The sequence below is a fragment of the Streptomyces angustmyceticus genome, assembly GCF_040701845.1.
Taxonomy (GTDB): domain Bacteria; phylum Actinomycetota; class Actinomycetes; order Streptomycetales; family Streptomycetaceae; genus Streptomyces; species Streptomyces angustmyceticus_A.
Genome location: NZ_JBFBHQ010000039.1, coordinates 1 through 24,294 on the forward strand (window position 1 = coordinate 1; position 24,294 = coordinate 24,294).

At 73.2% G+C, this 24,294-nt stretch carries 18 protein-coding genes and 1 pseudogene; 11 read left to right on the forward strand and 8 right to left on the reverse strand.

Annotated features, from left to right (window positions below; genetic code table 11):
* The first annotated feature begins 467 nt into the window (after positions 1 to 467).
* The gene (locus tag AB0411_RS36400) at positions 468 to 917 is read left to right on the forward strand and encodes a PTS sugar transporter subunit IIA (protein WP_366421518.1); all 450 of its coding nucleotides are present in this window, start codon (positions 468 to 470) and stop codon (positions 915 to 917) included.
* A gap of 77 nt (positions 918 to 994) precedes the next feature.
* The gene (gene ptsP / locus AB0411_RS36405) at positions 995 to 2,665 is read left to right on the forward strand and encodes a phosphoenolpyruvate--protein phosphotransferase (RefSeq protein ID WP_366421519.1); all 1,671 of its coding nucleotides are present in this window, start codon (positions 995 to 997) and stop codon (positions 2,663 to 2,665) included.
* 96 nt (positions 2,666 to 2,761) lie between these two features.
* Here the strand turns inward: ptsP and AB0411_RS36410 are convergent, their stop codons facing one another.
* A complete protein-coding gene (locus AB0411_RS36410) occupies positions 2,762 to 3,688 on the reverse strand; it encodes a hypothetical protein (RefSeq protein ID WP_366421520.1) in 927 nt (308 codons plus the stop codon).
* Between the two features lie 150 nt (positions 3,689 to 3,838).
* Complete coding sequence (locus tag AB0411_RS36415; protein ID WP_366421521.1) at positions 3,839 to 5,869, reverse strand: acetoacetate--CoA ligase; 2,031 nt, start codon at positions 5,867 to 5,869, stop codon at positions 3,839 to 3,841.
* Positions 5,870 to 6,209: 340 nt separating this feature from the next.
* Here AB0411_RS36415 and AB0411_RS36420 point away from each other — a divergent pair, with 340 nt between their 5' ends.
* The 6 genes and pseudogenes from AB0411_RS36420 to glpK all read left to right on the forward strand — a co-directional run bounded on the left by AB0411_RS36420 (position 6,210) and on the right by glpK (position 14,923).
* On the forward strand, positions 6,210 to 8,606 hold the full coding sequence (locus tag AB0411_RS36420; protein ID WP_366421522.1) for a glycoside hydrolase family 31 protein: 2,397 nt from the start codon (positions 6,210 to 6,212) through the stop codon (positions 8,604 to 8,606).
* 227 nt (positions 8,607 to 8,833) lie between these two features.
* A complete protein-coding gene (locus tag AB0411_RS36425) occupies positions 8,834 to 9,679 on the forward strand; it encodes a M15 family metallopeptidase (RefSeq protein WP_366421523.1) in 846 nt (281 codons plus the stop codon).
* A 478-nt stretch (positions 9,680 to 10,157) separates the two neighbouring features.
* Positions 10,158 to 10,595: pseudogene (locus tag AB0411_RS36430) on the forward strand (Zn-ribbon domain-containing OB-fold protein); the annotation flags it as partial.
* Positions 10,596 to 10,886: 291 nt separating this feature from the next.
* A complete protein-coding gene (locus AB0411_RS36435) occupies positions 10,887 to 12,074 on the forward strand; it encodes a lipid-transfer protein (protein WP_366421547.1) in 1,188 nt (395 codons plus the stop codon).
* A 457-nt stretch (positions 12,075 to 12,531) separates the two neighbouring features.
* Positions 12,532 to 13,299, forward strand: a complete 768-nt coding sequence (locus tag AB0411_RS36440) for an MIP/aquaporin family protein (protein WP_152105270.1) — start codon at positions 12,532 to 12,534, stop codon at positions 13,297 to 13,299.
* Between the two features lie 97 nt (positions 13,300 to 13,396).
* A complete protein-coding gene (gene glpK / locus AB0411_RS36445) occupies positions 13,397 to 14,923 on the forward strand; it encodes a glycerol kinase GlpK (RefSeq protein ID WP_366421524.1) in 1,527 nt (508 codons plus the stop codon).
* A 72-nt stretch (positions 14,924 to 14,995) separates the two neighbouring features.
* Here the strand turns inward: glpK and AB0411_RS36450 are convergent, their stop codons facing one another.
* From AB0411_RS36450 to AB0411_RS36470, 5 genes are all read right to left on the reverse strand, one after another.
* A complete protein-coding gene (locus AB0411_RS36450) occupies positions 14,996 to 15,607 on the reverse strand; it encodes a GTP-binding protein (protein WP_366421525.1) in 612 nt (203 codons plus the stop codon).
* Positions 15,608 to 15,844: 237 nt separating this feature from the next.
* Complete coding sequence (locus AB0411_RS36455) at positions 15,845 to 16,717, reverse strand: alpha/beta fold hydrolase (RefSeq protein ID WP_366421526.1); 873 nt, start codon at positions 16,715 to 16,717, stop codon at positions 15,845 to 15,847.
* A gap of 204 nt (positions 16,718 to 16,921) precedes the next feature.
* The gene (locus AB0411_RS36460; protein ID WP_366421527.1) at positions 16,922 to 17,335 is read right to left on the reverse strand and encodes a DUF742 domain-containing protein; all 414 of its coding nucleotides are present in this window, start codon (positions 17,333 to 17,335) and stop codon (positions 16,922 to 16,924) included.
* A gap of 81 nt (positions 17,336 to 17,416) precedes the next feature.
* Complete coding sequence (locus AB0411_RS36465; RefSeq protein ID WP_366421528.1) at positions 17,417 to 17,857, reverse strand: roadblock/LC7 domain-containing protein; 441 nt, start codon at positions 17,855 to 17,857, stop codon at positions 17,417 to 17,419.
* On the reverse strand, positions 17,854 to 20,793 hold the full coding sequence (locus AB0411_RS36470) for a nitrate- and nitrite sensing domain-containing protein (RefSeq protein WP_366421529.1): 2,940 nt from the start codon (positions 20,791 to 20,793) through the stop codon (positions 17,854 to 17,856). Before AB0411_RS36470 ends, AB0411_RS36465 begins: the two co-directional genes overlap by 4 nt.
* 267 nt (positions 20,794 to 21,060) lie before the next feature.
* Between AB0411_RS36470 and AB0411_RS36475 the strand changes: the two genes are divergently transcribed.
* Positions 21,061 to 21,549 carry a hypothetical protein gene (locus AB0411_RS36475; RefSeq protein ID WP_366421530.1) on the forward strand — a complete coding sequence of 163 codons (489 nt, stop codon included), beginning with the start codon at positions 21,061 to 21,063 and terminating at the stop codon, positions 21,547 to 21,549.
* Between the two features lie 52 nt (positions 21,550 to 21,601).
* On the opposite strand, the gene AB0411_RS36480 is transcribed toward AB0411_RS36475, so the two are convergent.
* The gene (locus tag AB0411_RS36480; protein WP_366421531.1) at positions 21,602 to 21,931 is read right to left on the reverse strand and encodes a bifunctional 3-phenylpropionate/cinnamic acid dioxygenase ferredoxin subunit; all 330 of its coding nucleotides are present in this window, start codon (positions 21,929 to 21,931) and stop codon (positions 21,602 to 21,604) included.
* A gap of 160 nt (positions 21,932 to 22,091) precedes the next feature.
* On the opposite strand from AB0411_RS36480, the gene AB0411_RS36485 reads away from it, so the two are divergent.
* Positions 22,092 to 22,898: an IclR family transcriptional regulator gene (locus AB0411_RS36485; RefSeq protein ID WP_366421532.1), complete on the forward strand. Its 807-nt coding sequence runs from the start codon at positions 22,092 to 22,094 to the stop codon at positions 22,896 to 22,898.
* Positions 22,899 to 23,195: 297 nt separating this feature from the next.
* Complete coding sequence (locus AB0411_RS36490) at positions 23,196 to 24,281, forward strand: S-(hydroxymethyl)mycothiol dehydrogenase (protein WP_366421533.1); 1,086 nt, start codon at positions 23,196 to 23,198, stop codon at positions 24,279 to 24,281.
* Positions 24,282 to 24,294 lie beyond the last annotated feature (13 nt).

Below are 24,294 nucleotides of genomic sequence, written 5' to 3' on the forward strand. Positions count from 1 at the left end.
AGGAACCTCATCCACCGAAGTGGACGGGGTATCAACATATCTGGCGTTGACTTTTGGCACGCTGTTGAGTTCTCAAGGAACGGACGCTTCCTTTGGATTCCCTCTCGGGTTTCCTCCGGGCGCTTCCCTTCGGTGTTTCACACTCTATCAGGCCTTTTCCGGCTTTCGAACCGCTGCTTTTCTGCAGACATGCAGAAGCGCGCAATTCTTGAGTCGCGATCAAGACGCTGGGAGTGCCGCCCACCTCAACTGGACGCAGTTGATTGCGTCCGGTCTGTCTGGGGCAGGTCTCAGACAGTACAGCTCTGCTGTGGGCGAGGCAAATCGATTCGGCGTGACGCGCGGTGGGCAACCGGCGTCTCTCATGCGGAACCGTCAGTTCTTATGACTTACGCTTCTGAACGGTGCGCCGTCCAGGACAGGTAGTGACGGCGGCCTGATGAATCTCCACCCCTGGGAGGCTTCCCATGACCACCGTGACGTCCCCTCTTTCAGGACGCGCCATCGGACTCGCGGCTGTGCCCGACCCGGTGTTCTCCGGAGCGATGGTGGGTCCCGGTACCGCCATCGACCCCGATCGTGAGCCGTCCACCGCTGTTTCGCCCGTGGACGGGGTTCTCGTATCGCTGCACCCGCACGCGTTCGTCGTCGTCGACTCCGAGGGGCACGGTGTGCTCACCCACCTCGGGATCGACACCGTTCAGCTCAACGGCGAGGGCTTCGAGCTGCTCGTGAACAAGGGTGACACCGTCGCTCGCGGGCAGGAGATCGTGCGCTGGAACCCGGCCGCGGTCGAGGAGGCCGGCAAGTCGCCGGTGTGCCCGGTCGTCGCGCTGGAGGCCACTGCCGATTCGCTCGGTGAGGTGAGCGAGGCCGGCGACATCAAGGCGGGCGACCAGCTCTTCTCCTGGCAGTAGCCGGGCGCCGTCCCGTACGGCAGGTACGACATCCAACGCGGCGGCCCGGTCCGCCGCATCAACCGGAGACGGGTGCAATGGAGACAACGCTGCGAGGCGTCGGCGTCAGCCACGGTGTGGCGATCGGCGAGGTGCGGCACATGGGCACGGCGGTCCTGGAGCCGCCGGCCAAGCAGATTCCGGCGGACGAGGCGGAGCGCGAACAGGGGCGTGCCCGCCAGGCCGTGGAAGCTGTTGCCGCCGACCTGATAGCGCGGGGGAACCTGGCGGGCGGTGAGGCGCAGGCCGTGCTGGAGGCGCAGGCCCTGATGGCTCAGGACCCCGAGCTGATGGCCGATGTCGAGCGGCGGATCGCCGTCGGCTCCACCGCCGAGCGCGGGGTGTACGACGCGTTCGCCGCCTACCGGGCGCTGCTCGCGGGTGCCGGTGAGTACCTCGCGGGCCGGGTGGCCGACCTCGATGACGTGCGGAACCGGATCGTCGCCCGGCTGCTGGGTGTGCCGATGCCGGGCGTGCCGGACAGCGATGAGCCGTATGTGCTGATCGCGCGGGATCTGGCGCCGGCCGACACCGCGCTGCTGGACCCGACGCTGGTGCTCGGGTTCGTGACCGAGGAGGGCGGGCCGACCAGCCACAGCGCGATTCTGGCGCGGGCGCTGGGGGTGCCGGCGATCGTCGCGCTGCCGGGTGCGGGTGAGCTCGTCGAGGGCACGGTCATCGCCGTCGACGGCAGCACCGGTGAGGTCTTCGTCGAGCCGAACGCCGAGCGGCGGGCGGCGCTGGAGCAGGCCGCGGCCGAGCGGCGGGCGGCGCTGGCGGCGTCGTCCGGGCCGGGGGCCACCTCCGACGGGCACAAGGTGCCGCTGCTGGCGAATGTCGGTGGTCCTGGTGATGTGCCCGCGGCGGTCGAGGCCGGGGCGGAGGGTGTCGGGCTCTTCCGTACGGAGTTCCTGTTCCTGGACGACAGCAAGAACGCGCCGTCCGAGGAGAAGCAGGTCGATGCGTACCGCAAGGTGCTGGAGGCCTTCCCTGAGGGGCGGGTCGTGGTGCGGGTGCTGGATGCCGGTGCCGACAAGCCGCTGGAGTTCCTGACGCCGGCCGACGAGCCGAACCCGGCGCTGGGTGTGCGGGGGCTGCGGACCCTGCTCGACCACCCGGAGGTGCTGCGGACGCAGCTGACGGCGCTGGCCCGGGCGGCCGAGGGGCTGCCGGTCTACCTCGAGGTCATGGCGCCGATGGTGGCGGACCGGGCCGACGCCAAGGCGTTCGCCGATGCCTGCCGGGAGGCCGGGCTGCGGGCGAAGTTCGGGGCGATGGTGGAGATTCCGTCCGCGGCGCTTCGGGCGCGGTCGATTCTGCAGGAGGTCGAGTTCCTTTCGCTGGGGACCAACGACCTGGCGCAGTACACCTTCGCGGCGGACCGTCAGGTGGGTGCCGTTTCACGGCTGCAGGACCCCTGGCAGCCGGCGCTGCTGGACCTGGTGGCGGCTTCGGCCGAGGCCGCGAAGGCCGAGGGCAAGAGCTGTGGTGTCTGTGGTGAGGCGGCCTCGGATCCGCTGTTGGCGTGTGTGCTGACGGGACTCGGTGTCACCAGCCTTTCGATGGGTGCGGCGTCGATTCCGTATGTGCGGGCGACGCTGTCCAAGCACACGCTGGCGCAGTGCGAGCGGGCGGCGGCCGCGGCCCGTGCCGCGGACAGCGCCGAGGACGCGCGGGCCGCCGCGCAGGCGGTGCTCTCCGGGGAGTGATCCCGCGCGGCGCCGTGCGTCGCCGGAGTGTGGATGGCCGTCCCGCCCTTGTGGCGGGGCGGCCCTCGTCCTTTGTGCGCCGGGTGGGCGGCGTGGTCAGTGGTGGTGAGGGTCGGATGGGGGTGTGAGGGGGAGGCCGGGGGCGTAGTCGACGCCCTGCTCGGGTGGGATGGGCTCGCCGGTGTCGGCGTCGGTGCAGTAGGCGGTGAAGACCTCGGCGGCGCCGAGGGGGCGCAGCCAGGAGTCGCCGAGGGCCCAGCCGCGGACCGTTTCGCGGGGCCCGGCGCCGGTGGCGGCGCGGTCGGCGGGAGGGTTGGTGGTGCGGGAGACGAGGCCGCCGGGGGTGCGCAGGGCGAAGCCGGCGGCGAGGACCGTGCAGAAGACGAGGGTCTCGGATTCGGCGAGCTGCGGCCGGGCGCCGTCGTCGCCGGTGGCGTGCAGGACCGCGAGGAGGGGCGGTTCGGCGGCCGCGACGGAGCAGACGAGGTGGTGGGTGCCGTCCCCGAGGGAGGTCAGGAGCTCCTGGAGGGCTTGGGTGGCGCGGGCGAAGGCGGCGTGCGCGAGGTCGTCGCCGCACTCGTCGCAGCGGCCGGCGCGGGCCAGGACGCCGGAGGCGTGGTCCCAGGTGGCCTGGCGGTCGGCTTCTTCGACGAGGAGCGGGAGCAGGTGGTTCAGCGGCTCGCCCTGGTAGGTCAGGGTGGCGCCGGTGCGGGCGACTTCCGCGGTGTAGCGGCTGCGGCTGTCGGGGCGGTCCGGGTCCAGGGCGAGGTCGGCGCAGTATTTCTCGTAGGCGGCCGGGTCGAAGAGGCTGACGGTGGTGAGCACGCCCTGGGCGGCGAGGCGGCGCAGCAGGGTCTCCACCTGCTGGAGGTAGCTGCGGTGGTCGTCGAACGGGAAGGTGCGGTAGCGGCGCATGGCCGTGAAGTCCCGCTCGTCGGCCAGGACGGCGGCGCTGCTGGGGATTTCGCGGCGTAGAGCGCGGCGGGCGGCGGACGGGTCGGTGTGCCGGGATGCGGATGTCATGACTCCCCCTGAGTGCGTGCGCCGGCGCGGTGTGAGCGCCGGCGGCCGAAACCTCACTTGTCACTGAGAGTAATCAGGGGGTCTGACAATGCGGCCGGGCGCCGGACCGGAGGGCGTGGGTGCCCTGGCGGTCCGGCGCCCGGCGGGGGCCTATTCCGCGCGGTCGGCGGCGCGGTCGCGGGCCACGTTCTCGTAGAACCGGAGCAGTTCGAGGTTGTCGACGGAGCCGGGGTTGACGGCCTTGTCGAGCGGGGTGCCCTGGAGGAGGCGCTTGACGGGGACCTCGATGCGCTTGCCGGTGAGGGTGTGCGGGACGCCGGGGGCCTCGATGATGTCGTCGGGGACGTGGCGGGGCGAGAGCTCTTCGCGGATGGTCCGCTTGATGCGGTCGCACAGGGCGTCGTCGAGGGTGGCGCCGGGGGCGAGGTGGACGAAGAGCGGCATCCAGTAGCCGCCGTCGGGCAGTTCCAGGCCGATGACGAGGGATTCGCGGATCTCGGGGAGGCGTTCGACGGCTTCGTAGATGTCGGCGGAGCCCATCCGGACGCCCTGGCGGTTGAGGGTGGAGTCGGAGCGGCCGTGGATGACGACGCTGCCGCGGGAGGTGACGGTGATCCAGTCGCCGTGCCGCCAGACGCCGGGGTACATGTCGAAGTAACTGTCGTGGTAGCGGGTGCCGTCGGGGTCGTTCCAGAAGCGGGTGGGCATGGACGGCATGGGGTTGGTGACGACGAGTTCGCCGACCTCGTCGACGACCGGCTTGCCCTGGGGGTCCCAGGCCTGGAGGTCGGTGCCGAGGCAGGCGGCCTGGAGCTCGCCGATGTGGACCGGGAGGGTGGGGACGGCGCCGGCGAAGCAGCTGCAGACGTCGGTGCCGCCGCTGACGGAGGCGGTCCACAGGTCGGCGCCGCTCTCCGCGAAGCTGTCGTGGAGCCAGCGGAAGCCGTCGGGCGGGAGCGGGGAGCCGGTGGTGGCGACGCAGGTGACGGCGGAGAGGTCGAGGTCGCGGGCCGGGTGGATGCCGGCCTTGCGGCAGGCCATGACGTAGGCGGCGGAGGTGCCGTAGACGGTGGCGCGGGTGGTTTCGGCGACCCGCCACTGGGCGGAGATGTCGGGGTGGCCGGGGCTGCCGTCGTAGAGCACGATCGTGGCGCCCACCAGGAGGCCGGCGACGAGGAAGTTCCACATCATCCAGCCGGTGGAGGTGTACCAGAAGAACCGGTCGTCGGGGCCGAGGTCGCAGTGCAGGCCGGTCTGCTTGAGGTGTTCGAGGAGGATGCCGCCCTGGGACTGGACGATGGCCTTGGGCAGGCCGGTGGTGCCGGAGGAGTACAGGACCCACAGCGGGTGGTCGAAGGGGACCTGTTCGAAGACCGGTTCGGTGTCGTTCGAGGTCAGGTCCGACCAGTTCAGGGCGCCTTCGGGGGCGGGGGTGCCGAGCAGCGGGATGTGGACGACGGCGCGCACGGTGGGGAGTTCGGCGCGGAGTTCGGCGACGGTTTCGCGGCGGTCGTGTTCCTTGCCGCCGTAGCGGTAGCCGTCGACGGTGAACAGGACGACGGGTTCGATCTGCTGGAAGCGGTCGAGCACGCTGCGGGCGCCGAAGTCGGGGGCGCAGGAGGTCCATACGGCACCGACCGCCGCGGTGGCGAGGAGGGCGACGACGGCCTGCGGGATGTTGGGCACGTAGGCGCTGACGCGGTCGCCGGGGCGGACGCCGAGGCGGCGGAGTTCGGCGGCCAGCGAGCCGACCTGGGCGCGCAGCTCCGCCCAGGTGACGGGGGTGGGCTCATGGGTCTCGTCGACGTACAGCAGCGCGGGGTCGCCGGCCCGGGCCGGGTCCTGGGCGGCGCGCAGGGCGTGCTCGGCGTAGTTGAGGGTGGCGCCGGGGAACCAGCGGGCGCCGGGCATCGCGCGGTCGGCGAGGACGGTCTCGTACGGGGTGGCGAAGCGGACGTCGAACCACTCTGCGGTGGCCTGCCAGAAGGCGGGGAGGTCGTCGACGGACCAGCGGTGCAGGGCGGCGTAGCTCGTGGCGGGGTCGCCGGGGGTGGGTGCGGGCGCGCCGTGGTGGGCGGCCGCCCAGATGTGGAAGCGGGTGACCTGTGCGCCGGCGATCCGGTCCGGGCCTGGTTGCCAGAGGGGTTCCGGCTGCGGGGCGGACTGCGGTGCGGTGGTCATGATGCGGCTCCCGGGCGGTACGCGTCGTGGGCGTCGGGCGCGCACAGCGGTGGGGGTCCCCCGGCCCAGACGCTGGGCGTGTGCGCGTGACACGGCTTGCCTGGACGATGCCATGTGATCGACTCGGGCACCAGGGTGGACTACCCACATTCGGGGGGTGGCGGGTGTGGTGGCGGCATGTGGGAGGGGCCGGTTCCGCGGTGGGTGGCGGGACATACGGCGGGTTTCGGCCATCGGGTGACGATCCGCGGGCCCGAGGGTGGCCGAGCGTGACCCTGCGCAGGTGAACGGCAGTTGAACGGTGCCCGCGCACCCGGCCGTCAATGGCAGGCTGACCGGCATGGACGGGCGGGATCTGGTGCGGTCGGTACGGATGATCAAGGCGGTCGGGCCGGCGCAGGGGCTACGGTCCGTGCGTGCGGCGTGGCGGGCGCGGCGGGCGGATGCGCTGGCGCTCCCGCGGCGCGGCGCGGAGCGGGCGCGGGTACCGGGGACGGCGCGCGGCGCGGAGCCGCAGCCGGGCGGCGGGGTGATCCACTTCGCGCGGTCGTCGCTGCGGGTGCGGGTGGCCTCGGGCGGCGCGGTGTTCTGCGGCTGGGAGGGCGCCGAGCCGGAGCCGTCGTACGCGCTGGCCGGAGCGTGTCCCGAGGTGGACGCGCGGGCGGTGCTGGAGCCCGATACCGAGGGCGGCTGGCGGGTGGTCTCCGAGCGGGTGCTGGTGGTGGTGTCGCGGCACGGGGCGGTGGAGGTGCGGACACCGGGCGGGGCGGTGCTGCGGCGGGAGTTGCCGCCGCGCTGGTGGGACCGCGTCGCCGGGGAGGGCGCGGACGGGCGGCCCGAGGGGGGCGGTGCCTCGCGCTGGGTGCAGCGGGCGGAGGTCGCGGCCGATGCCCGGTTCTTCGGGCTCGGCGGGCGGGCGCACGGGCCACGGCTGCGGGAGGGGGTGTACCGGCTGTGGAACACCGATCCGGGCGGCGCCTTCGGGCCGGGGGACGATCCGCTGTCGCTGACCATGCCGGTGCAGCTGGTGGTGGCGGACGCCGGTACGCATCTGGTCTTCCACGACAACTCCTGGGACGGCCGGGTGTCGCTGCGCGAGGGCGCGGAGGGCGCGGGCTCGGGGCACGACCGGCCGGGCACCTGTGAACTGCGGATGGACGGCGGGCCGCTGCGCTACTGGGTGCTGGTGGGCACCCCGGCGCGGGTGCTGCAGGGCTGGACGGCGCTGACCGGGGCGCCCGCGCTGCCGCCGCGGTGGGCGCTGGGACACCAGCACGCCCGTTGGGGTTTCGGCGGCCAGGAGGAGGTCCGCCGGGTGGTGGCGGGCTACCAGGAGCGCGGGCTTCCGCTCTCCGCGGTCCATTTGGACATCGACCATTACGACCGGCACCGGGTCTTCACCGTCGACCGGGAACGCTATCCGGATCTGCCGGGTCTGGCACGGGAGTTGCGGGCGGACGGGGTGCGGCTGGTGTCGATCGTGGATCCTGCGGTGAAGGCGGAGCCGGGGGACGCGGTGTACGAGAGCGGGGCGGCCGCGGACGCCTTCGTACGGGACGCGCGGGGGCGCGAGGTGCGCGGGGTGGTGTGGCCGGGTGAGTCGGTGTACCCGGACTTCACCGATGCGCGGGTGCGCAAGTGGTGGGGTGCGCTGTACGGGGAGCGGTTGGTGCAGGGCTTCGCGGGCGTCTGGCACGACATGAACGAGCCGGTCTCGTTCGCCGCGTTCGGGGAGCGGACGCTGCCGCGCTCGGCGCGGCACGCCCTGGAGGGCCGCGGCGGCGACCACCGTGAGGCGCACAACGTCTACGGGCTGGCCATGGCACGGGCCGGCTTCGAGGGGCTTTGCGAACTGCGGCCGGCCGAGCGCCCGTTCCTCTTCTCGCGTTCGGGCTGGGCGGGGATGCAGCGCTACGGCGGCACCTGGTCGGGCGATGTGGCGACGGACTGGGCGGGGTTGCGCGCCTCGCTGTCGCTGGTGCTGGGGCTGGGGCTGTGCGGGGTGCCGTACAGCGGTCCCGATATCGGCGGGTTCTCCGGGGCGCCGTCCCCCGAGCTGTATCTGCGGTGGTTCCAACTGGGCGCCTTCCTGCCGCTGTTCCGTACGCATTCGGCGCTCGGGGCGGGCCGGCGGGAGCCGTGGGAGTACGGGGACGAGGTGCTGGGGCACGCCCGTACGGCGCTGCGCGAACGGCAGCGGCTGCTGCCGTACTTCGGGACGCTGGGCCAGCTGGCGCGGCTGACCGGCGCGCCGTACGTCCGGCCGGTGTGGTGGAGCGCGCCGCGGGACCGGGCGCTGCGGGACTGCGAGGACGCCTTCCTGCTCGGGGATGCGCTGCTGGTGGCGCCGGCACTGGCGGCGGGGGTGACCCGGCGGCCGGTGCGGCTGCCGCGCGGACGGTGGTACGACACCGCGACCGGGCGGGCGTACGACGGCCCGGGGCAGGTGTGGGTGGAGGCGCCGCTGTCGCGGATTCCGGTGCTGGCACGGGCCGGTGCGGTGCTGCCGGTGACGGGGGCGGACGGCGGGACGGAGCTGGAGGTGTGGGCGCCGGTGGCCGGTCGCGGGGGCAGCGGGCTGGTGGTCCCGGATGCCGGGGACGGCTGGCAGCGGCCGACGGTGGAGCGCTTCACCTCACGGCGGGAGGACGACCGGGTGGTCGTGGAGCGGCGGGACGGGGGCGCGGTGGGATATCCGGTGCGGGTGCGGGGGCTGGACGACGGGGCGGAGGGGTAGCGGGGCGGGGGCGGCGGCACCGCGGGGCGGGGGCACGGAGGGCCGTACCGTCGCGAGCGGTCGCTCCGCCCGAGAGGGGCGCGGCGGGTGGTCGCGCGGTGGTCGGTTGGGCGGTGGGCCGGTTGGGCCGTGGTCGGTTGGTCGTGGTCGGTTGGTCGTGGTCGGTTGGCCGTGGTCGGTTGGTCGTGGGGCTTCCCCTCCGGCTGCGGCGCTGGTAGACGGTGTCCATGCCCAGACTTGCTGCCGCGTTGCGCGGCCTTGCCGCCGCTGCCGCCGCGCTGATCGCCGTCGCCGCCGTCCCGTCGGGCGCGGCGGCGGGCACCGTCCCGCACCGCCCGGCGCCGTCGTCGCCCGCGGCCGACGACCCCAAGGGGCCACGGGAGTTCGTCGCGCTGCGGGATGTGGACCCCACGATCATCCAGGAGATGCGCTACGCCACCCCGCACGACTTCATGGGGGTGCCGGTGACCGGCTACCGGGCGCCGATGTGCCTGCTGACCCGGGACGCGGCACGGGCGTTGCACCGGGCGCAGCGCTCGTTCCTGCGCCGCGGGTACTCCCTCAAGGTCTATGACTGCTACCGGCCGCAGCGCGCGGTGGACCACTTCGTGCGCTGGGCCAAGGACCTCGGCGACCAGCGGATGAAGGCCGAGTTCTATCCGCGGGTCGACAAGTCGGCACTGTTCCGGGACGGCTATATCGCGGAGAAGTCCGGGCACAGCAGGGGCAGCACCCTCGATCTGACGCTGGTGCGGCTGCCGGCCCTGCCCACCCGGCCGTACGTCCCCGGGGAGCCGCTGTCGTCGTGCTACGGCCCGAAGGCCGCCCGCTTCCCCGACAACGGGCTGGACATGGGCACCGGCTTCGACTGTTTCGACACGCTGGCGCACACCCTCGACCCGCGGATCAAGGGCCCGCAGCGGGCACACCGGCTGCTGCTCAAGGAGGGCATGGAGCGCGCCGGATTCGTCAATTACCCGTACGAGTGGTGGCACTACACCTTCACACCCGAGACGTTCCCGGACACCTACTTCGACTTCCCGGTGGCGCGGCGCTCGCTCGTCCGGCACTGACGCCACTGACCGGCACTGACCGGCCACGCTGTTGGCGGCCCGTGCGGCGGGCCCCCGGTGGTCATGGCGGCGTGGTCGACGCCGCCGCGAGGAGGGTACGCGGACCGGCTGCGTTCTCGGCCGTCGTGCCGCCGAGGGGCCGGGGCGCGGAATCACCCCCGTCGATCCCGCGCCCCGAGCCCTGCTCTGGGGGACGCGGCCGGGCCGCGTCCGGTTCGACGGAAGTCTGCGGAGTCACCCTTTCGTGGCGCGGCGGCTCCGTACGGCCGGTGCGACTGCCGTGGGGACGGGACAGGGGCCGGCGCGGGCGGCATCGGTCACGGGCGCCCCCTCGTGAACGGCTTGATCGCCCGGCGACCGTACCGGGGTTCCGCGGGGCGCGGCCGCGTGCCACACTTCTGACGAACCGTCAGCTCGATCGGTTCCGCCAGTTCCGCCAGTTCCGCCAGTGCCATCAGTTCTGCGGTCGGGAGGGCCTGTGACACGTACGCCGAAGCCGGTGGTGCCGGGGTGGTTCGCTCAGGACGGGGCGGATTTCCGGCTGCTGGGGACACGCTGCCGGGCCTGTGGTGCGGTGTTCTTCCCCCGCGAGGACGCCTTCTGCCGCAACCCCGGGTGCGGGGGCGACGAGCTGGCGGAGGTGCCGCTGTCCCGGCGCGGAACGGTCTGGTCGTACACGGACGCGCGCTATCGTCCGCCCGCCCCGTACGTCTCCGATCCGGATGCCGAGTGGCGGCCCTACACGCTGGTCGCCGTGGAGCTGGCGGAGGAGCGGATGGTGGTCCTGGGGCAGGCCGCGCCCGGCGTCCGCCCCGCGGACCTCGCCGTGGGCACGGAGGTCGAGCTGGTCCCCGGGACCCTCGACGAGGACGACCGGCATGTGTGGACGACATGGCGGTGGCGGCCGTGCGGGCCGGGGCAGGGGCCGCGAGCCGTGGCTTCGGGACCGCGCGGGGGAACCTCAGCACCGCCCCCGTCCGTTCCCCGAGCGGGAACCGCATCACTACACCCGCCCACCCCCCGAAGGGGGGTGGGCGGCGGGGAAAAAACCAACGGCGCGGGTGGGCGGCGGGTAGGGGGGAGCACGGGAGGCGGCGTCGCCGTGCACGGTGCCGGGATCGGCGATGTCGCCGTGCACGGTGCCGGGATCGGCGATGTCGCAGTGCACGGTGCCGGGATCGGCGATGTCGCAGTGCACGGTGCCGGGATCGGCGATGTCGCCGTGCTCGGTGCCGGGATGCATCCCTGGGGGAAGTGGGGGCGCAGCTTCGTCGAGTACGGGACGAAGGCGGCCAGGGAAGCGCTGGCGGACGCCGGGCTCGACTGGTGCGCCGTGCAGAGCATCGTCGGCGCGGACACCGTGCGCGGCGGCTACCCCGGCTATGTCGCGGGCGCGACCTTCGCCAAGGCGCTGGGCTGGCAGGGCGCGCGGGTGACCAGCGTCTATGCGGCCTGTGCGTCCGGCGCGCAGGCCATCGGCACCGCGCGGGCGCAGATCCTTTCGGGGATGGCGGACGTGGCCCTGGTGGTGGGCGCCGACGCCGCGCCCAAGGGCTTCTTCGCCCCGGCGGGCGGCGACCGGCCCGACGATCCCGACTGGCTGCGGTTCCGGGTGCTGGGCGCCACCAACCCGGCGTACTTCGGGCTGTACGCGCGCCGCCGGATGGCGCTGTACGGCGACACGGCCGACGACTTCGCCCAGGTGAAGGTGAAGAACTCGGCGGCGGGCGCGGCCAATCCGTACGCCCGCTACCGCAAGCAGGTCACCGCCCGGGAGGTCGCCGCCTCGGCCGTGGTGTGCGATCCGCTGCGGCTGCTGGACATCTGCGCCACCTCCGACGGGGCCGCGGCACTGGTCCTGACCAGCATGGACTTCGCCCGTCGGCACGGCGTCCCGGATCCGGTGCGGATCCGCGCGGTCGCCACGGCCACCCCGCAGTATCCGCGGACGGTACTGGACCTGCCGGACATCGCGACCGACTCCGCGGCCGCCGTGCCGGAGCCGGAGACCGGTTTCCGGGCGTCGATCGCGCGGACCGCCTACGAGGAGGCCGGGATCGGCCCCGAGGACCTCTCCCTGGCCGAGGTCTACGACCTGTCCACCGCGCTGGAGTTGGAGTGGTACGAGGATCTGGGGCTGTGCGGCGCGGGCGAGGGGGCGAAGCTGCTGCGGGACGGCGCGACGGCGCTGGGCGGGCGGCTGCCGGTGAACGCCAGCGGGGGCCTGGCCTCGTTCGGCGAGGCGGTACCGGCCCAGGCCATTGCCCAGGTCTGCGAGCTGACCAGGCAGTTGCGGGGGCGGGCGGGCGCGCGGCAGGTGGCGGGTGCCCGGGTGGGGGTGACCGCCAACCAGGGTCTGTTCGGGCACGGGTCGGCGGTGGTCGCGGTGCGGTGAGCGACGGCGGGCGGCGAGACGCACGGTAGGAGACCGGCCGAGGCGCCGGGGCGGGCCCCGCGTTCTGCAGGTCCGGGTGCGCAGGCGGCCCGGCCCGGTTGCCCCCTCCGCCGGCCCCGGGGGCCCGCATCCGCCGGCTCCGGGGACCCCATCCGCCGGCTCCGGGGACCGCATCCGCCCGTCCTCTACGCGCTCCGCCCCGCCCGGTCAAGAGGGCCCGTGCGCCCTCCGACGACGGGACGCACGGTCCCGCTCCCCCGGTCGCCCGCCGTCGGCATCCTGCGCTGTCGGCGACCTTGACGCCCCCTCATCACCGGTGAACACTTCCGGATGCCAGTCGGCATCGCCGCACTCAGGCACCCCGGCCGGGTGGCAGCGGCACTCCGCTGCCCGCCGGTGGCACGCACCCTGCACGGAGGACCGGGGGACGTCCCCGGGCGAGGGCCTAGGAGCCGCCATGTATTCCAATGGGGACATCGTCGTCGGTGAAGTGATAGGCACCGCCGTACTCATACTCTTCGGGGCCGGTGTGTGCGCCGCCGTCACCCTGCACTACTCCAAGGCGAGGGCCGCGGGGTGGGTCGTGATCGCCTTCGGCTGGGGCATGGGCGTACTCGCCGGCGCCTACACCGCCGCCCCACTGTCCGGCGGCCATCTCAACCCCGCGGTGACGCTCGGCTCGGCGGTGGCGGGCGGCACCGAGTGGTCGAAGGTGCCGCTGTACATCCTGGCGCAGATGGTGGGTGCGGCGATCGGGGCCGTGCTGGCCTGGGCGCTGTACTACGCGCAGTTCGCCGCCAACGCGGAGGCGGACAAGGCCCAGCCGACGCTGGGGATCTTCTCCACCGGGCCGGAGATCCGCAATCCGGCCGCCAACCTCGTCACCGAGATCATCGCCACCGTCGGGCTGGTGCTGCCGCTGCTGTTCTTCGGCCAGAACAAGGGCATCGGCATCGGCCAGGTCCCCGGCGAGCACGTGGGGGTCTACGGTTCCGGGATCAATGTGCTGCTGGTCGCCCTGCTGGTCGTCGGGATCGGGCTGTCGCTGGGCGGTCCCACCGGCTATGCCATCAACCCGGCACGTGACCTCGGTCCGCGTCTGGTGCACGCCCTGCTGCCGATCCCCAACAAGGGCTCCTCGGACTGGGGATACTCCTGGATCCCGGTGGCCGGGCCGCTGATCGGCGCGGTGCTGTCCGGCCTGGTCTACAACGCGGCGTTCTGACGCGCCGCTGCGACACCCGCCCTCTCCCGGAGGTGCCCGCCCGGCCGGCCCGGGCCCCGCTGCACCCACTCACCAGGACTTCAGGAGGCGTGACGGCATGACGGAGCACAGCGAGAAGTACGTCGCCGCGATCGACCAGGGCACCACGTCGAGCCGCTGCATCATCTTCGACCACGGCGGCGCGATCGTCGCCGTCGACCAGCGCGAGCACCGTCAGATCTTCCCCAAGCCGGGCTGGGTGGAGCACGACGCCACCGAGATCTGGTCGAAGGTGCAGGCCGTGGTGGCGGGTGCGCTCACCAAAGCGGGGCTGCGGGCGGACCAGCTCAGTGCGCTGGGCATCACCAACCAGCGGGAGACCACGGTGCTGTGGGACCGGGCCACCGGCAGACCGGTGCACCATGCGATCGTCTGGCAGGACACCCGGACCTCGCAGCTGTGTGCCGAACTCGGCGGCGCCGACGGCCAGGACCGCTTCCGGGAGGCCACCGGGCTGCCGCTGGCGAGCTACTTCTCCGGCCCGAAGGCGGCCTGGCTCCTGGACGAGGTGCCGGGGCTGCGGGCCCGTGCCGAGCGCGGCGAGATCGCCTTCGGCACCATCGACTCCTGGCTGATCTGGAACCTGACCGGCGGCACCGACGGCGGGGTGCACGTCACGGACGTGACCAATGCGGGCCGCACGATGCTGATGAACCTCTCCACCCTCCAGTGGGATCCGGCGATCCTGTCGGCGATGAACGTACCGGCCGCGATCCTGCCGGAGATCCGGTCGTCGGCCGAGGTGTACGGCACGGCCGTGGGACAGCTGCACGGCGTGCCGGTGGCGTCCGCCCTCGGCGACCAGCAGGCGGCCGTGTTCGGGCAGACCTGCTACGGCGTCGGCGAGGCCAAGAACACCTACGGCACCGGCTCTTTCCTGCTGCTGAACACCGGCAACCGGCCGGTCCCGTCCAAGAACGGGCTGCTGACGACGATGGGCTACCAGCTCGGCGGCGAGGCGCCCGTCTACTGCCTGGAGGGGTCGATCGCCATCACCGGCGCGCTGGTGCAGTGGTTCCGCGACCAGCTGGGCATCATCGCGTCGGCGGAGGAGATCGAGCCGCTGGCGGCGAGCGTCCCGGACAACGGCGGGGCCTACGTCGTCCCGGCGTTCTCCGGCCTGTTCGCGCCCTATTGGCGCTCCGACGCGCGCGGCGTGATCAGCGGTCTGACCGGGTTCGTCACCAAGGCGCACCTGGCGCGCGCCGTGCTGGAGGCGACCAGCTGGCAGACCCGGGAGGTGGTGGACGCCATGTTCCAGGACTCGGGTGTGCGGATCACCCGGCTCAAGGTCGACGGGGGCATGACCGCCAACAGCCTGCTGATGCAGCATCAGGCGGATGTGCTGGACGTGCCGGTGAGCCGTCCGGTGATCTCGGAGACCACCTGCCTGGGCGCCGCGTACGCGGCCGGGCTGGCGACCGGTGTCTGGCAGGACCTGGACGAACTGCGGACCCATTGGAAGCAGGACACGCAGTGGACGCCGCGGATGGACGCGCAGACCCGCGACCGCGAGTTCGCCAACTGGCGCAAGGCCGTGGAGCGGAGCTTCGGCTGGCTGGCCGAGGACGGCTCGGGCGCGTAGCGGCGCCGGCGGGGCGCAGACGTACGGCCCGTACCCCGGACGGCGGGGTACGGGCCGTACCGTCCGCGTCCGTCAGGGAAGCGCGGGCTCCCGGCGCCGGGCGCCGGTCTCCATCGCGTGCTCGACGACGGAGATCAGCACGTCCCGCGCGGAGTCCTTCTGGCGGGCGTCGCACAGCACCACCGGGACCTGGGGGTCCAGGTCCAGGGCGTCGCGTACGGATTCCGGCGGGTAGCGGTCGGCGCCGTCGAAGCAGTTGACGGCGACGGTGAAGGGCAGGCCTCGCCGCTCGAAGTAGTCGATGGCGGAGAAGCTGTCCGCCAGCCGGCGGGTGTCGGCCAGCACCACGGCGCCGAGCGCGCCCCGGGCCAGTTCGTCCCACAGGAACCAGAAGCGGTCCTGGCCCGGGGTGCCGAAGAGGTAGAGCACCAGCTCCTCGTTGACGGTGATCCGCCCGAAGTCCATGGCGACGGTGGTGGTGGTCTTGGTCTCCACCCCGTCGAGGTCGTCGATCGGCCGGCCCGCCTCGGTCAGGCGCTCCTCGGTACGCAGGGGTTTGATCTCGCTGACGGCACCGACCAGGGTGGTCTTGCCTACCCCGAAGCCGCCCGCGACCAGGATCTTGAGCGTCACCGGCTCGACGGCGGCGGACCGTCGGCGGCGATCGGATCGCCCGAAGGCCATGGGATTCTTCTCCTGAATTGCCGTGTATACGGGTGGAGCTCACGCTTGATACCCGAGCGTCGGCGCACGGGCCAACAGGTGCAAGGGAACGGTACAACGTGCTCGGCACGGCGCCCACTTGAGATGTGTCACGCCCGGGGCGACGTGCCGGGGCAGAGGTGGCAAAGCTGCCCCAAAGGGCGCCGGCGGGGGCCGGGAGCTCCCTCGGCGTCCCGGCCCGTCACGGTGTCGGCGGCGTCAGACGTGGTGCCGGCCGAGGTGGTCGAGGATCGGGGGCGTGACCACGTCGGGAACCTCTTCGGGCAGCCAGTGGCTGGCGCCCTCCAGGGCCTCGAAGCGGTACGGGCCGTCCACCCACTCCCCCGTGGACTCGGCCGCGACGCGGCCCAGCGCGGTGTCCTCGCTGCCCCACAGGAACAGGGTGGGGACGGAGATCCGGCCCGCGGGCACCGAGATGACCGACTCCGGGGCGCGGTACCAGTTGAGTGTGGCGGTGAGCGCGCCCGGGGCGGAGAGCCTGCGGACATTGCGCTCGACGAGGGCGGCGGGCACCTTGCCGGCGTAAGCGGCCCGGAGCCGGGCGGCATCGTCGGCGAGCAGCGCCGTCTCCGCTGCGCCGTCGTCGCGGCGGAAGAAGCGGACGTAGTCGAGGCGGTGGTGCTGGTCGGGGTCCTCGGCGGCGGCCCGGTTGAGCGCGTCGGGGTGCGGGGTGGCCAGCACGGTCAGGGACTTCAACCGCTCGGGGTGGGCGCCGGCCAGCGCCCAGGCGACCATGCCGCCCCAGTCGTGCGAGACGAGGTGGAAGCGGCCCGCGCCCTGGGAGTCCGCGAAGGCGAGGGCGTCGGCGACGAGTTCGGGGACGGCGTAGTCGGCGATCCGGGGCGGGCGGGCGCGCGGGGAGTAGCCGCGCTGGTCGACGGCGAGGGCGCGGTAGCCGGCCGCGCCCAGGGCGGGGAGCACGGCGCTCCAGGAGTCGGCGAACTCGGGCCAGCCGTGCAGCAGCAGGACGACCTCCCCGTCGGCGGGGCCGCAGGCCAGGGCGTCGTAGGTGTGCGGGCCGGCCTGGATCTCCAGGTGTTCGACGGGTGCCGGGGTGTCGTCCGTGGCCATGGCGGCGCTCTCCTCGTGTTGACGATCGTTCAACAGGCACCGTAGCCGGGGCGTTCGAGGCGGCACCCGCCCCGGGGAGCGGGCGGGGCCCGCACCCGGCCGAAGGGGTGCTCCCCTGGGCCGAGCCGCACGCGGACCGGCACGCGAGGAAGCCGCCGCCCCGGAAGCACGTTCCGGACGACGGCGGCCACCGGGCCCCGCGGGTCACAGCGCGCGCAGGCCGTCGATCACCTCGCGCAGCACCTTCTCGTCCGGCAGCTCGGCCGGCGGTACCGGCCTGCTGACATGGACCAGCTCGGCATCGAGCAGGTCCCCGATCAGGACCCGTACGACGCCGACCGGCAGGTCGAGTTCGGCCGCCAGCTCGGCGACCGACAGCGGCTCCTGCCGGCACAGCTCGACGATGTCGACGTGCTCGGGCGACAGGGTCTGGTCCTCGACCGTCTCCTCCGCGCGGCTCTCGGCGATCACCAGCGCGATCAGGTCGAGGCGCCCCTCGGCGGCCGTGCGGGTGCGCCCGCGCGTCATGGCGTACGGCCGCACGACGGGGCCCGCGTCGTCGTCGAACCAGCGGGCCGCCTCCCGGTCCCCCGCCGTCCGGCCGTCCTGCTCGCTCATGCCGGAACCTCGCCGCGCCCGGCCTCGCACCCGCGCAGGAGGAGCTCGCTGCGCTCGCTCATGACGTCACCCTCGTCGTGCTCAGGTGGTCAGGCCGGACCTGGGCGCGGTGCCCAGGTGCGTGCCCACGCGCTTGACCAGGAGCGTCATCTCGTAGGCGATCAGGCCGACATCGGAGTCCGCGTCGGCCAGCACGGCCAGGCAGCTGCCGTCGCCGGCCGCGCTGACGAACAGGAACGCCTCGTCCAGCTCGACCATGGTCTGCCGGACGTGTCCCGCGTCGAAGTGCCGGCCGACGCCCTTGGCCAGGCTGTGGAAGCCGGAGGCGACCGCGGCCAGGTGCTCGCCGTCCTCGCGGGTGAGGTCCTTCGAGGCCCCGGTCGCCAGGCCGTCGCTGGAGAGGACCAGTGCCTTGCGGATGGAGCCGACCCGCTCGACCAGTTCGTCCAGGAGCCAGTTCAGCTCACCGGATCCCTTCGCCGAGACCGGTGCGGTGGAAGCTGCTGCCTTCGGTGCGGTCATGGACCGTCCCCTCCCGATGTGGTTCCTGGTGGTGCTGTGGCGCCCGTGTCGGTGCCGTGCCGGGTGGCCGTGTCACGGGCGCCCGGGTCTGTGGTGTCCCGGTCTGTGGCGTCCGGGCCCCTGGTGGGGTCCGGGACGGTGCTGCCGGCCGCCGCCGTGCCGTCGTCTCCCGGTGGTGTTCCGGTCCCGTGCGGGTCCTCGCCGTTGTCGCGGCGGCCGCGCTGCCAGCCGCGCTGGAGCGAGGCCATCCGGGCACGGACCGCCTCCGCGTCGCGGTCGTCGGCGGGCGGTGCATCGGGCTGGGGCGTCTCGGCCTGCCCGGCGGGGTCGGTCCTGAGCTGGGGCGCGAGGCTCGCCTGCCGCACCCGGCGGGGCAGGCCCTTGGGCGTGGTGGGCGCGGGCGTCTCCCGGTCCCCGGCGGGCCGGGCTCCGTCAGCGGCCGGGTCCTGCGGCGCGGCGGACGACGACGGCCGGGACGCGGCACGCTCGGCGGCCCGTTGACCGGAGCCGGGACGCTCGGCGGCGTCGGCATGCTCGGCGGCGTCGGCACGTTCGCCCGCCCGCTCCCCGGAGCCGGGGCGCCCGGCCGGCCGCTTCCCGGGCGGCTCGCGGTCGTCGACCGTCCTGCCGTGGTCGGAGACCAGCACCGGCGGGCGGTGGCGGCGCGGCAGGGGTGCCAGTCCGCCGGGCGCCTGGTCCCGGGTCTGCTGGTGCTGCTCGCCGTCGGGGACGGGCGGCACCGGTGCGATGCCGCGCGGTGCGGCCGCCGGGCCGTCGGGGGCGACGGGCGGCTGCCGGTCACGGCCGCGTTCCCGCCGGCGGAAGACGCCGTCCTCGTCGTCGGCCGGGCCCCGCTCGTCCGGGCCGAGCGGCGCCTCCAGTTCGACCGGTCCGTCGATGACGGCCGGGACGCGCCGCTCCCGCCGGGGCGGCTCCTGGGCGAGCGCGGCCAGCTTGCCCGCCGCGTGCTCCAGTTCGTTGCCGACCGGGCCGCCGGGCAGGCCGTCCCGCGCCGGGTCGTCGTCCTCCCGGCCGCCGGCGGCGGTCTCGGTGAGGAGCGTCCCGGGGATGAAGACCACGGCGGTGGTGCCGCCGTACGGCGAGGGCTGCAGGGAGACCCGTACGTCCTGCCGCTGGGCGAGCCGGCTGACCACGAACAGGCCGAGCCGGTCGGTGTCGGACAGCTCGAACTCGGGGGTCTCGGCCAGCCGGAGGTTGGCCTCCAGCAGCAGGTCGGGGGCCATGCCCAGCCCGCGGTCGTGGATCTCCAGGGTGTAGCCGTTGGCGACCCGCTCGCCCAGGACCTGGACGGCGGTGTGCGGCGGGGAGAAGACGGTGGCGTTCTCCAGGAGTTCGGCGATCAGGTGCGTGAGGTCCGACACCGCGGGGCCGTCCACCGCGAGCCGCGGCAGCCGGCGCACCTCGATCCGCTCGTAGTCCTCGACCTCGGCGACCGCCGCGCGCACCACGTCCATCAGCTGGATCGGCCTGCGCCACTGCCGCGAGGGCGCCGCGCCGGAGAGGATGACCAGGCCCTCCGCATGCCGGCGCATACGGGTGGTCAGGTGGTCGATCCGGAAGAGGTCGGCGAGTTCGTCGGTGTCCTCGGTGCGCCGTTCCATGGCGTCGAGCAGGGTCAGCTGCCGGTGCAGCAGGACCTGGCTGCGACGGGCGAGGTTGACGAACACCTCGGAGACGCCGCGGCGCATTTCGGCCTGTTTGACGGCGGCCTCGATCGCGGCCCGCTGGAGGGTGTGCAGCGCCTGACCGACCTGGCCGGTTTCGTCCGGTCCGAAGGCGAGCCGGGGCGCCTCGGTCTCCACGTCGACCTGTTCGCCGGCCGCCAGCCGGCGCATGACGCTCGGCAGCCGTACCCCGGCGACGTCGTGGGCGGTCTTGCGCAGCCGGATGAGGTCGCGGACGTGCCGGCGGCCGATTCGGAACGAGACGATGACCGAGACCAGCAGCGCGACGAAGCCGAGGATGCCGGCGATGGCCGCCTTGAGCAGGACGTTCATGGCGACGGGGGCGACGCGCTCCTGGTAGCGGTCCCCGGCGTCCTTGCCCATCCGCTGGAGGTCGCCGAGCACCTTGCGCGCCGTGCTGTTCCAGCGCTCGGCGTTGACCGCGTGCGGTCCGCCCCGTGCGCCGGCCGCGATCACCCGGTCCTCGTACGAGGCCAGTTCGCGGGCCTTCGCGGAACGCCAGTAGTCCTCGTAGAGGCCGCGGTCCTTGGCGGGCAGGGCGGGCAGGCCGGTGCTGTAGAGGACGCGGCGTTCGGCGACCCGGTCGGACAGCGCGCGCACATCGCGCCCGCTCATGCTGCCGGACAGCAGCACCGCGGACATCAGGGCGTCCTCGCGGGAGACCGCCTCCCGGGCCCGGGTGATGTTGACCAGCGCCCTGGCCTGCTTGTCCATCTCCACGTTCTCCAGGGCGTGGAGCGCGGCGAGGAAGTCGTAGCCGGGGTCGACGAGGGAGTTGTAGCTCTCCATCGCCTCGTCGCGGGAGACGGTGTTGTGCTCGATCTGGGAGCGCAGCGAGCCGAGGGTGCCCAGGCCCTTGAGGACACCGTTCATCCGGGCGCGGTTGGAGTTGCTGAGGTCCTCGCGCAGGTCGCCCAGGTCGATGTCGGCGCGCAGCTGGGTGACGGCGTCGTCGGTGGCCCGGGTCCGCCGGTGGAGCTCGTCGAGGGCATTGGCGCCGCGGCGGTCGGCGAGGTAGAGCAGGCTCTGCCGGCGCTCCTGCTGGAGGGTCTGGATGACGTCCTCGACCGGGTAGCCCAGATTCTTCACGACGTTGCCGACGTCCAGCAGCTGGTTCGCCTCGCGACCGGTGAGATAGGTCGTGAACGCCCACAGGGACGTCAGGGACACCAGCGGTACGAGCAGCAACGCCACGATCTTCCGGCGGACCGACTTCCCGCGAAAGCGCATGGCCTCCCCTACGACAACCCCGGCGCACGGGGGTGGTGTTCCGTCAACAAACGGCGCGAGCCTACTACTCTCGGGTGACCAAGCCGAAGGCCTCTCCTGACGACGGGGAAGCGGCCGGAGCGGGATCGTCCTGAGTTGTCCCCCGATTCCCGGACAACCCGCCCGCGTCAGCACCCCGGACCGCCCCCCTCCGCCCGGCGGAATGCCGGACGGTTGGCCGGTTTTGGTCGGCACCCAGGGCACTCACCGCGGCCCGGGTACGTGACCATGAGGAGAGACGGGGTGCGACGCCAGGGGCATGTACCCGGCGAAATCCGGGCAGCCACCAAGGAGTCGGACACGCGGGGAGAATACGGGGAGTGTGACGCGTTCATGGACACCGGCAGAGAGCCGTTGTGGCAGGAGGAACCGGCGGTCCGGCGCCGGATGGCGGATCCGGTGCGGACCGCGGCGGTGCGTGCCGTCGTCATCGTGGCGGTGACCCTGGTCCAGGCGATGGTGGCGTTCCTGTGCACCCTGGCGGGCTCCTGGTTCGCGTTCCCCGCGGTGCTCTGTACGGTCGCCAGTACCGTGGTCGCCACCTGGGCGGTGCTGGACGTCTGGGTGACCCGTCAGGTGTGGGTGCAGCGCCACGGGGTGCAGTCGCAGCCGAGCAGTACGGCCCGGGAGCTGCGCCGCGAGCGGCGCAGGGTGCGCCGGCAGCAGCGCAGGGAAGCACGGAAGGGTCCGTCGAGGATCGACCGGGCGGCCGCCTGAAGGGCCGGCGGGAGGGGTGGTTCCCCGGCGGCCTCCCGTCGCGTCCCGGGATCTACGCCACGGCCTCTTCCCGCACGGCGGGCCGGACATGGATCATGCCGTCCAGGACGCTGACCTCGTGCGTGCGCACCGGGCGGCGGGCGGGCAGGCAGGTCGGGGCCCCGGTGCGCAGATCGAACAGGGCCGCGTGCAGGGGGCATTCGACGAAGCAGCCCTCCACCCAGCCGTCGGAGAGCGCGGCGTCCTGATGGCTGCAGGTGTCGTCGATGGCGTAGTAGCCGCCCTCGGCGTGGAAGACCGCGATGGCCGGCGTGACGTCGTCGATCTCGATCCGTACGGACTCGCCCTCGGGCAGGTCCTCGATGCGGCAGACGGGAATCATCTGGCCCCCCTCTCGCTGATCGGTATCATGTGTTCTGAATAACGCATCGCAGAGCGCGATGCGCAACAGAATCCAAGCCGGGGAGCGGGCCGTCAAGGGCTTCCCGGCAGATGCCTTCAGACGTGCCCCGCGGGGCCACCGGGTGGTGACGCAAAGACCCATGTCGAACACTTCCGATACGGCCAACGACCGGTCCGAGGAGCGGCGCGGCGGGGCGGGATCCGTCCAGTCCGTGGACCGTGCGGTGAGCGTGCTGGAGATCCTGGCCAAGCTGGGCGAGGCCGGGGTGACCGAGATCTCCGAGGAGCTGGGCGTCCACAAGTCGACCGCGTTCCGCATCCTCGGGGTGCTGGAGAACCGCGGGCTGGTGGAGCAGGAGCGGGACCGCGGGAAGTACTACCTGGGCGCCGGGGTGCTGCGGCTGGCCGGCGCGGCCGCGATCCGGCTGGACATCTCGCAGGAGGGCCAGCCGGTGTGCCGCGCGCTCGCCGCGGACACCGGGGAGACCGCCAACATCGCGGTGCTCGACGGTGATGCGGCGGTCAACATCATGCAGGCCAGGGGCTCCGCCGCGGTCACCGCGTACAACTGGCTGGGCCGCCGTACCCCGCTGCACGCCACCGCCAGCGGCAAGGTGCTGCTGGCGCATCTGCCGCCGCAGCGCCGGGAGGCTCTGGTGACCCGCAAACTGCCGCGGTTCACCGAGCACACCCTGACCACGGCGGCCGGTCTGCGCGAGCAGCTCACCGCCGCGCTCGCGGACGGATTCGCCTGCACCAGCGAGGAGTTGGAGATCGGGCTGAACGCGGTGGCGGCGCCGGTGCGGGCGCACGACGGCGCGGTGATCGGCGCGATCGGCGTCTCGGGACCGGCGTACCGGATGGAGCGTCAGCTGCTGCCGGAGCTCGCGGAGCGGTCCGCGAAGGCGGCCGCGGAGCTCTCCCGCCTGATGGGCTACGCGGGTTGAGGCGGCCAGCGAAAAATCCCCCTTGACGGATCCCTGACCCGACTTCCAGCATGTCTCCTATAGCGCAACCCGGCGCACTATAGGCAACACGGTGGCAGGGGTGGACCGTCCTCCACCGCTGTCCCCCTGTCCAGGTTCCCCGGATTTCCCAGGTCTTCGGGCTCCCGGGCCCGCAGGCTCCCCGCTCTCCCCCGCTCCCAGCACCGCGCACCACTCCAACCCCTCACAGGCATCCGTGCCACCTCACGCGTGCTACCCGCCCCTGCCGCCCCGCAGGCGCTGTTTTAGGAGTGAGACATGCCGCACGAAGCCCGCGCCGTCGTCGCCCTCAAGAAGGGCGCCCCCGTCGAGGTGCTGCCGATCCTCGTACCCGACCCCGGCCCGGGCGAAGTGCTCGTGACCGTGCAGGCCTGCGGGGTGTGCCACACCGATCTGCACTACCGCGACGGCGCGATCGGCGACGACTTCCCGTATCTCCTCGGCCATGAGGCGGCCGGGGTCGTCGAGGACGTCGGGCCCGGTGTCACGGACCTGGCGCCGGGTGACTATGTGGTGCTGGCCTGGCGGGCGCCCTGCGGACAGTGCCGGTCCTGCCGCCGCGCCCGCCCCTGGTACTGCTTCGACTCCCGCAACGCCGCACGCCCGATGACCCTGCTGGACGGCACGGAGTTGACCGCGGCGCTGGGCATCGGGGCCTTCGCCGAGAAGACCCTGGTCGCCGCCGGGCAGGCGGTGAAGGTCGATCCCTCGGCCCGCCCCGAGGCCGCGGGGCTCATCGGCTGCGGGGTGATGGCCGGGTACGGCGCCGCCGTGCACACCGGAGGGGTGGGCAGCGGGGACACCGTCGCCGTCATCGGCTGCGGCGGTGTCGGCAACGCCGCCATCGCGGGCGCCTCCCGGGCCGGCGCACGACGGGTGATCGCCGTCGATCTCGACGACGGCAAGCTGGACGCCGCCGAGCGGTTCGGCGCCACCGACACCGTCAACTCCCGCGGCACGGACCCGGTCGAGGCGGTCCGCGCGCTCACCGGCGGACACGGCGCCGATGTGGTGATCGACGCGGTGGGCCGCCCGGAGACCTACCGGCAGGCGTTCTACATGCGCGATCTGGCCGGCACCCTGGTCCAGGTCGGCGTACCCGCCCCGGACATGCGCATCGAACTGCCGCTCATCGACCTCTTCTCGCGCGGCGGCGCGCTGAAGTCGTCGTGGTACGGCGACTGTCTGCCCAGCCGCGACTTCCCCGTGCTGATCGACCTGTTCCTGAGCGGCAAGCTCGATCTGGAGCGGTTCATCAGCGAGACGATCGCGCTCGGCGACATCGAATCGGCCTTCGCGAAGATGCAGCGCGGAGAGGTCCTGCGGTCGGTCGTCGTGGTGTGACCGCCCGCAGGAC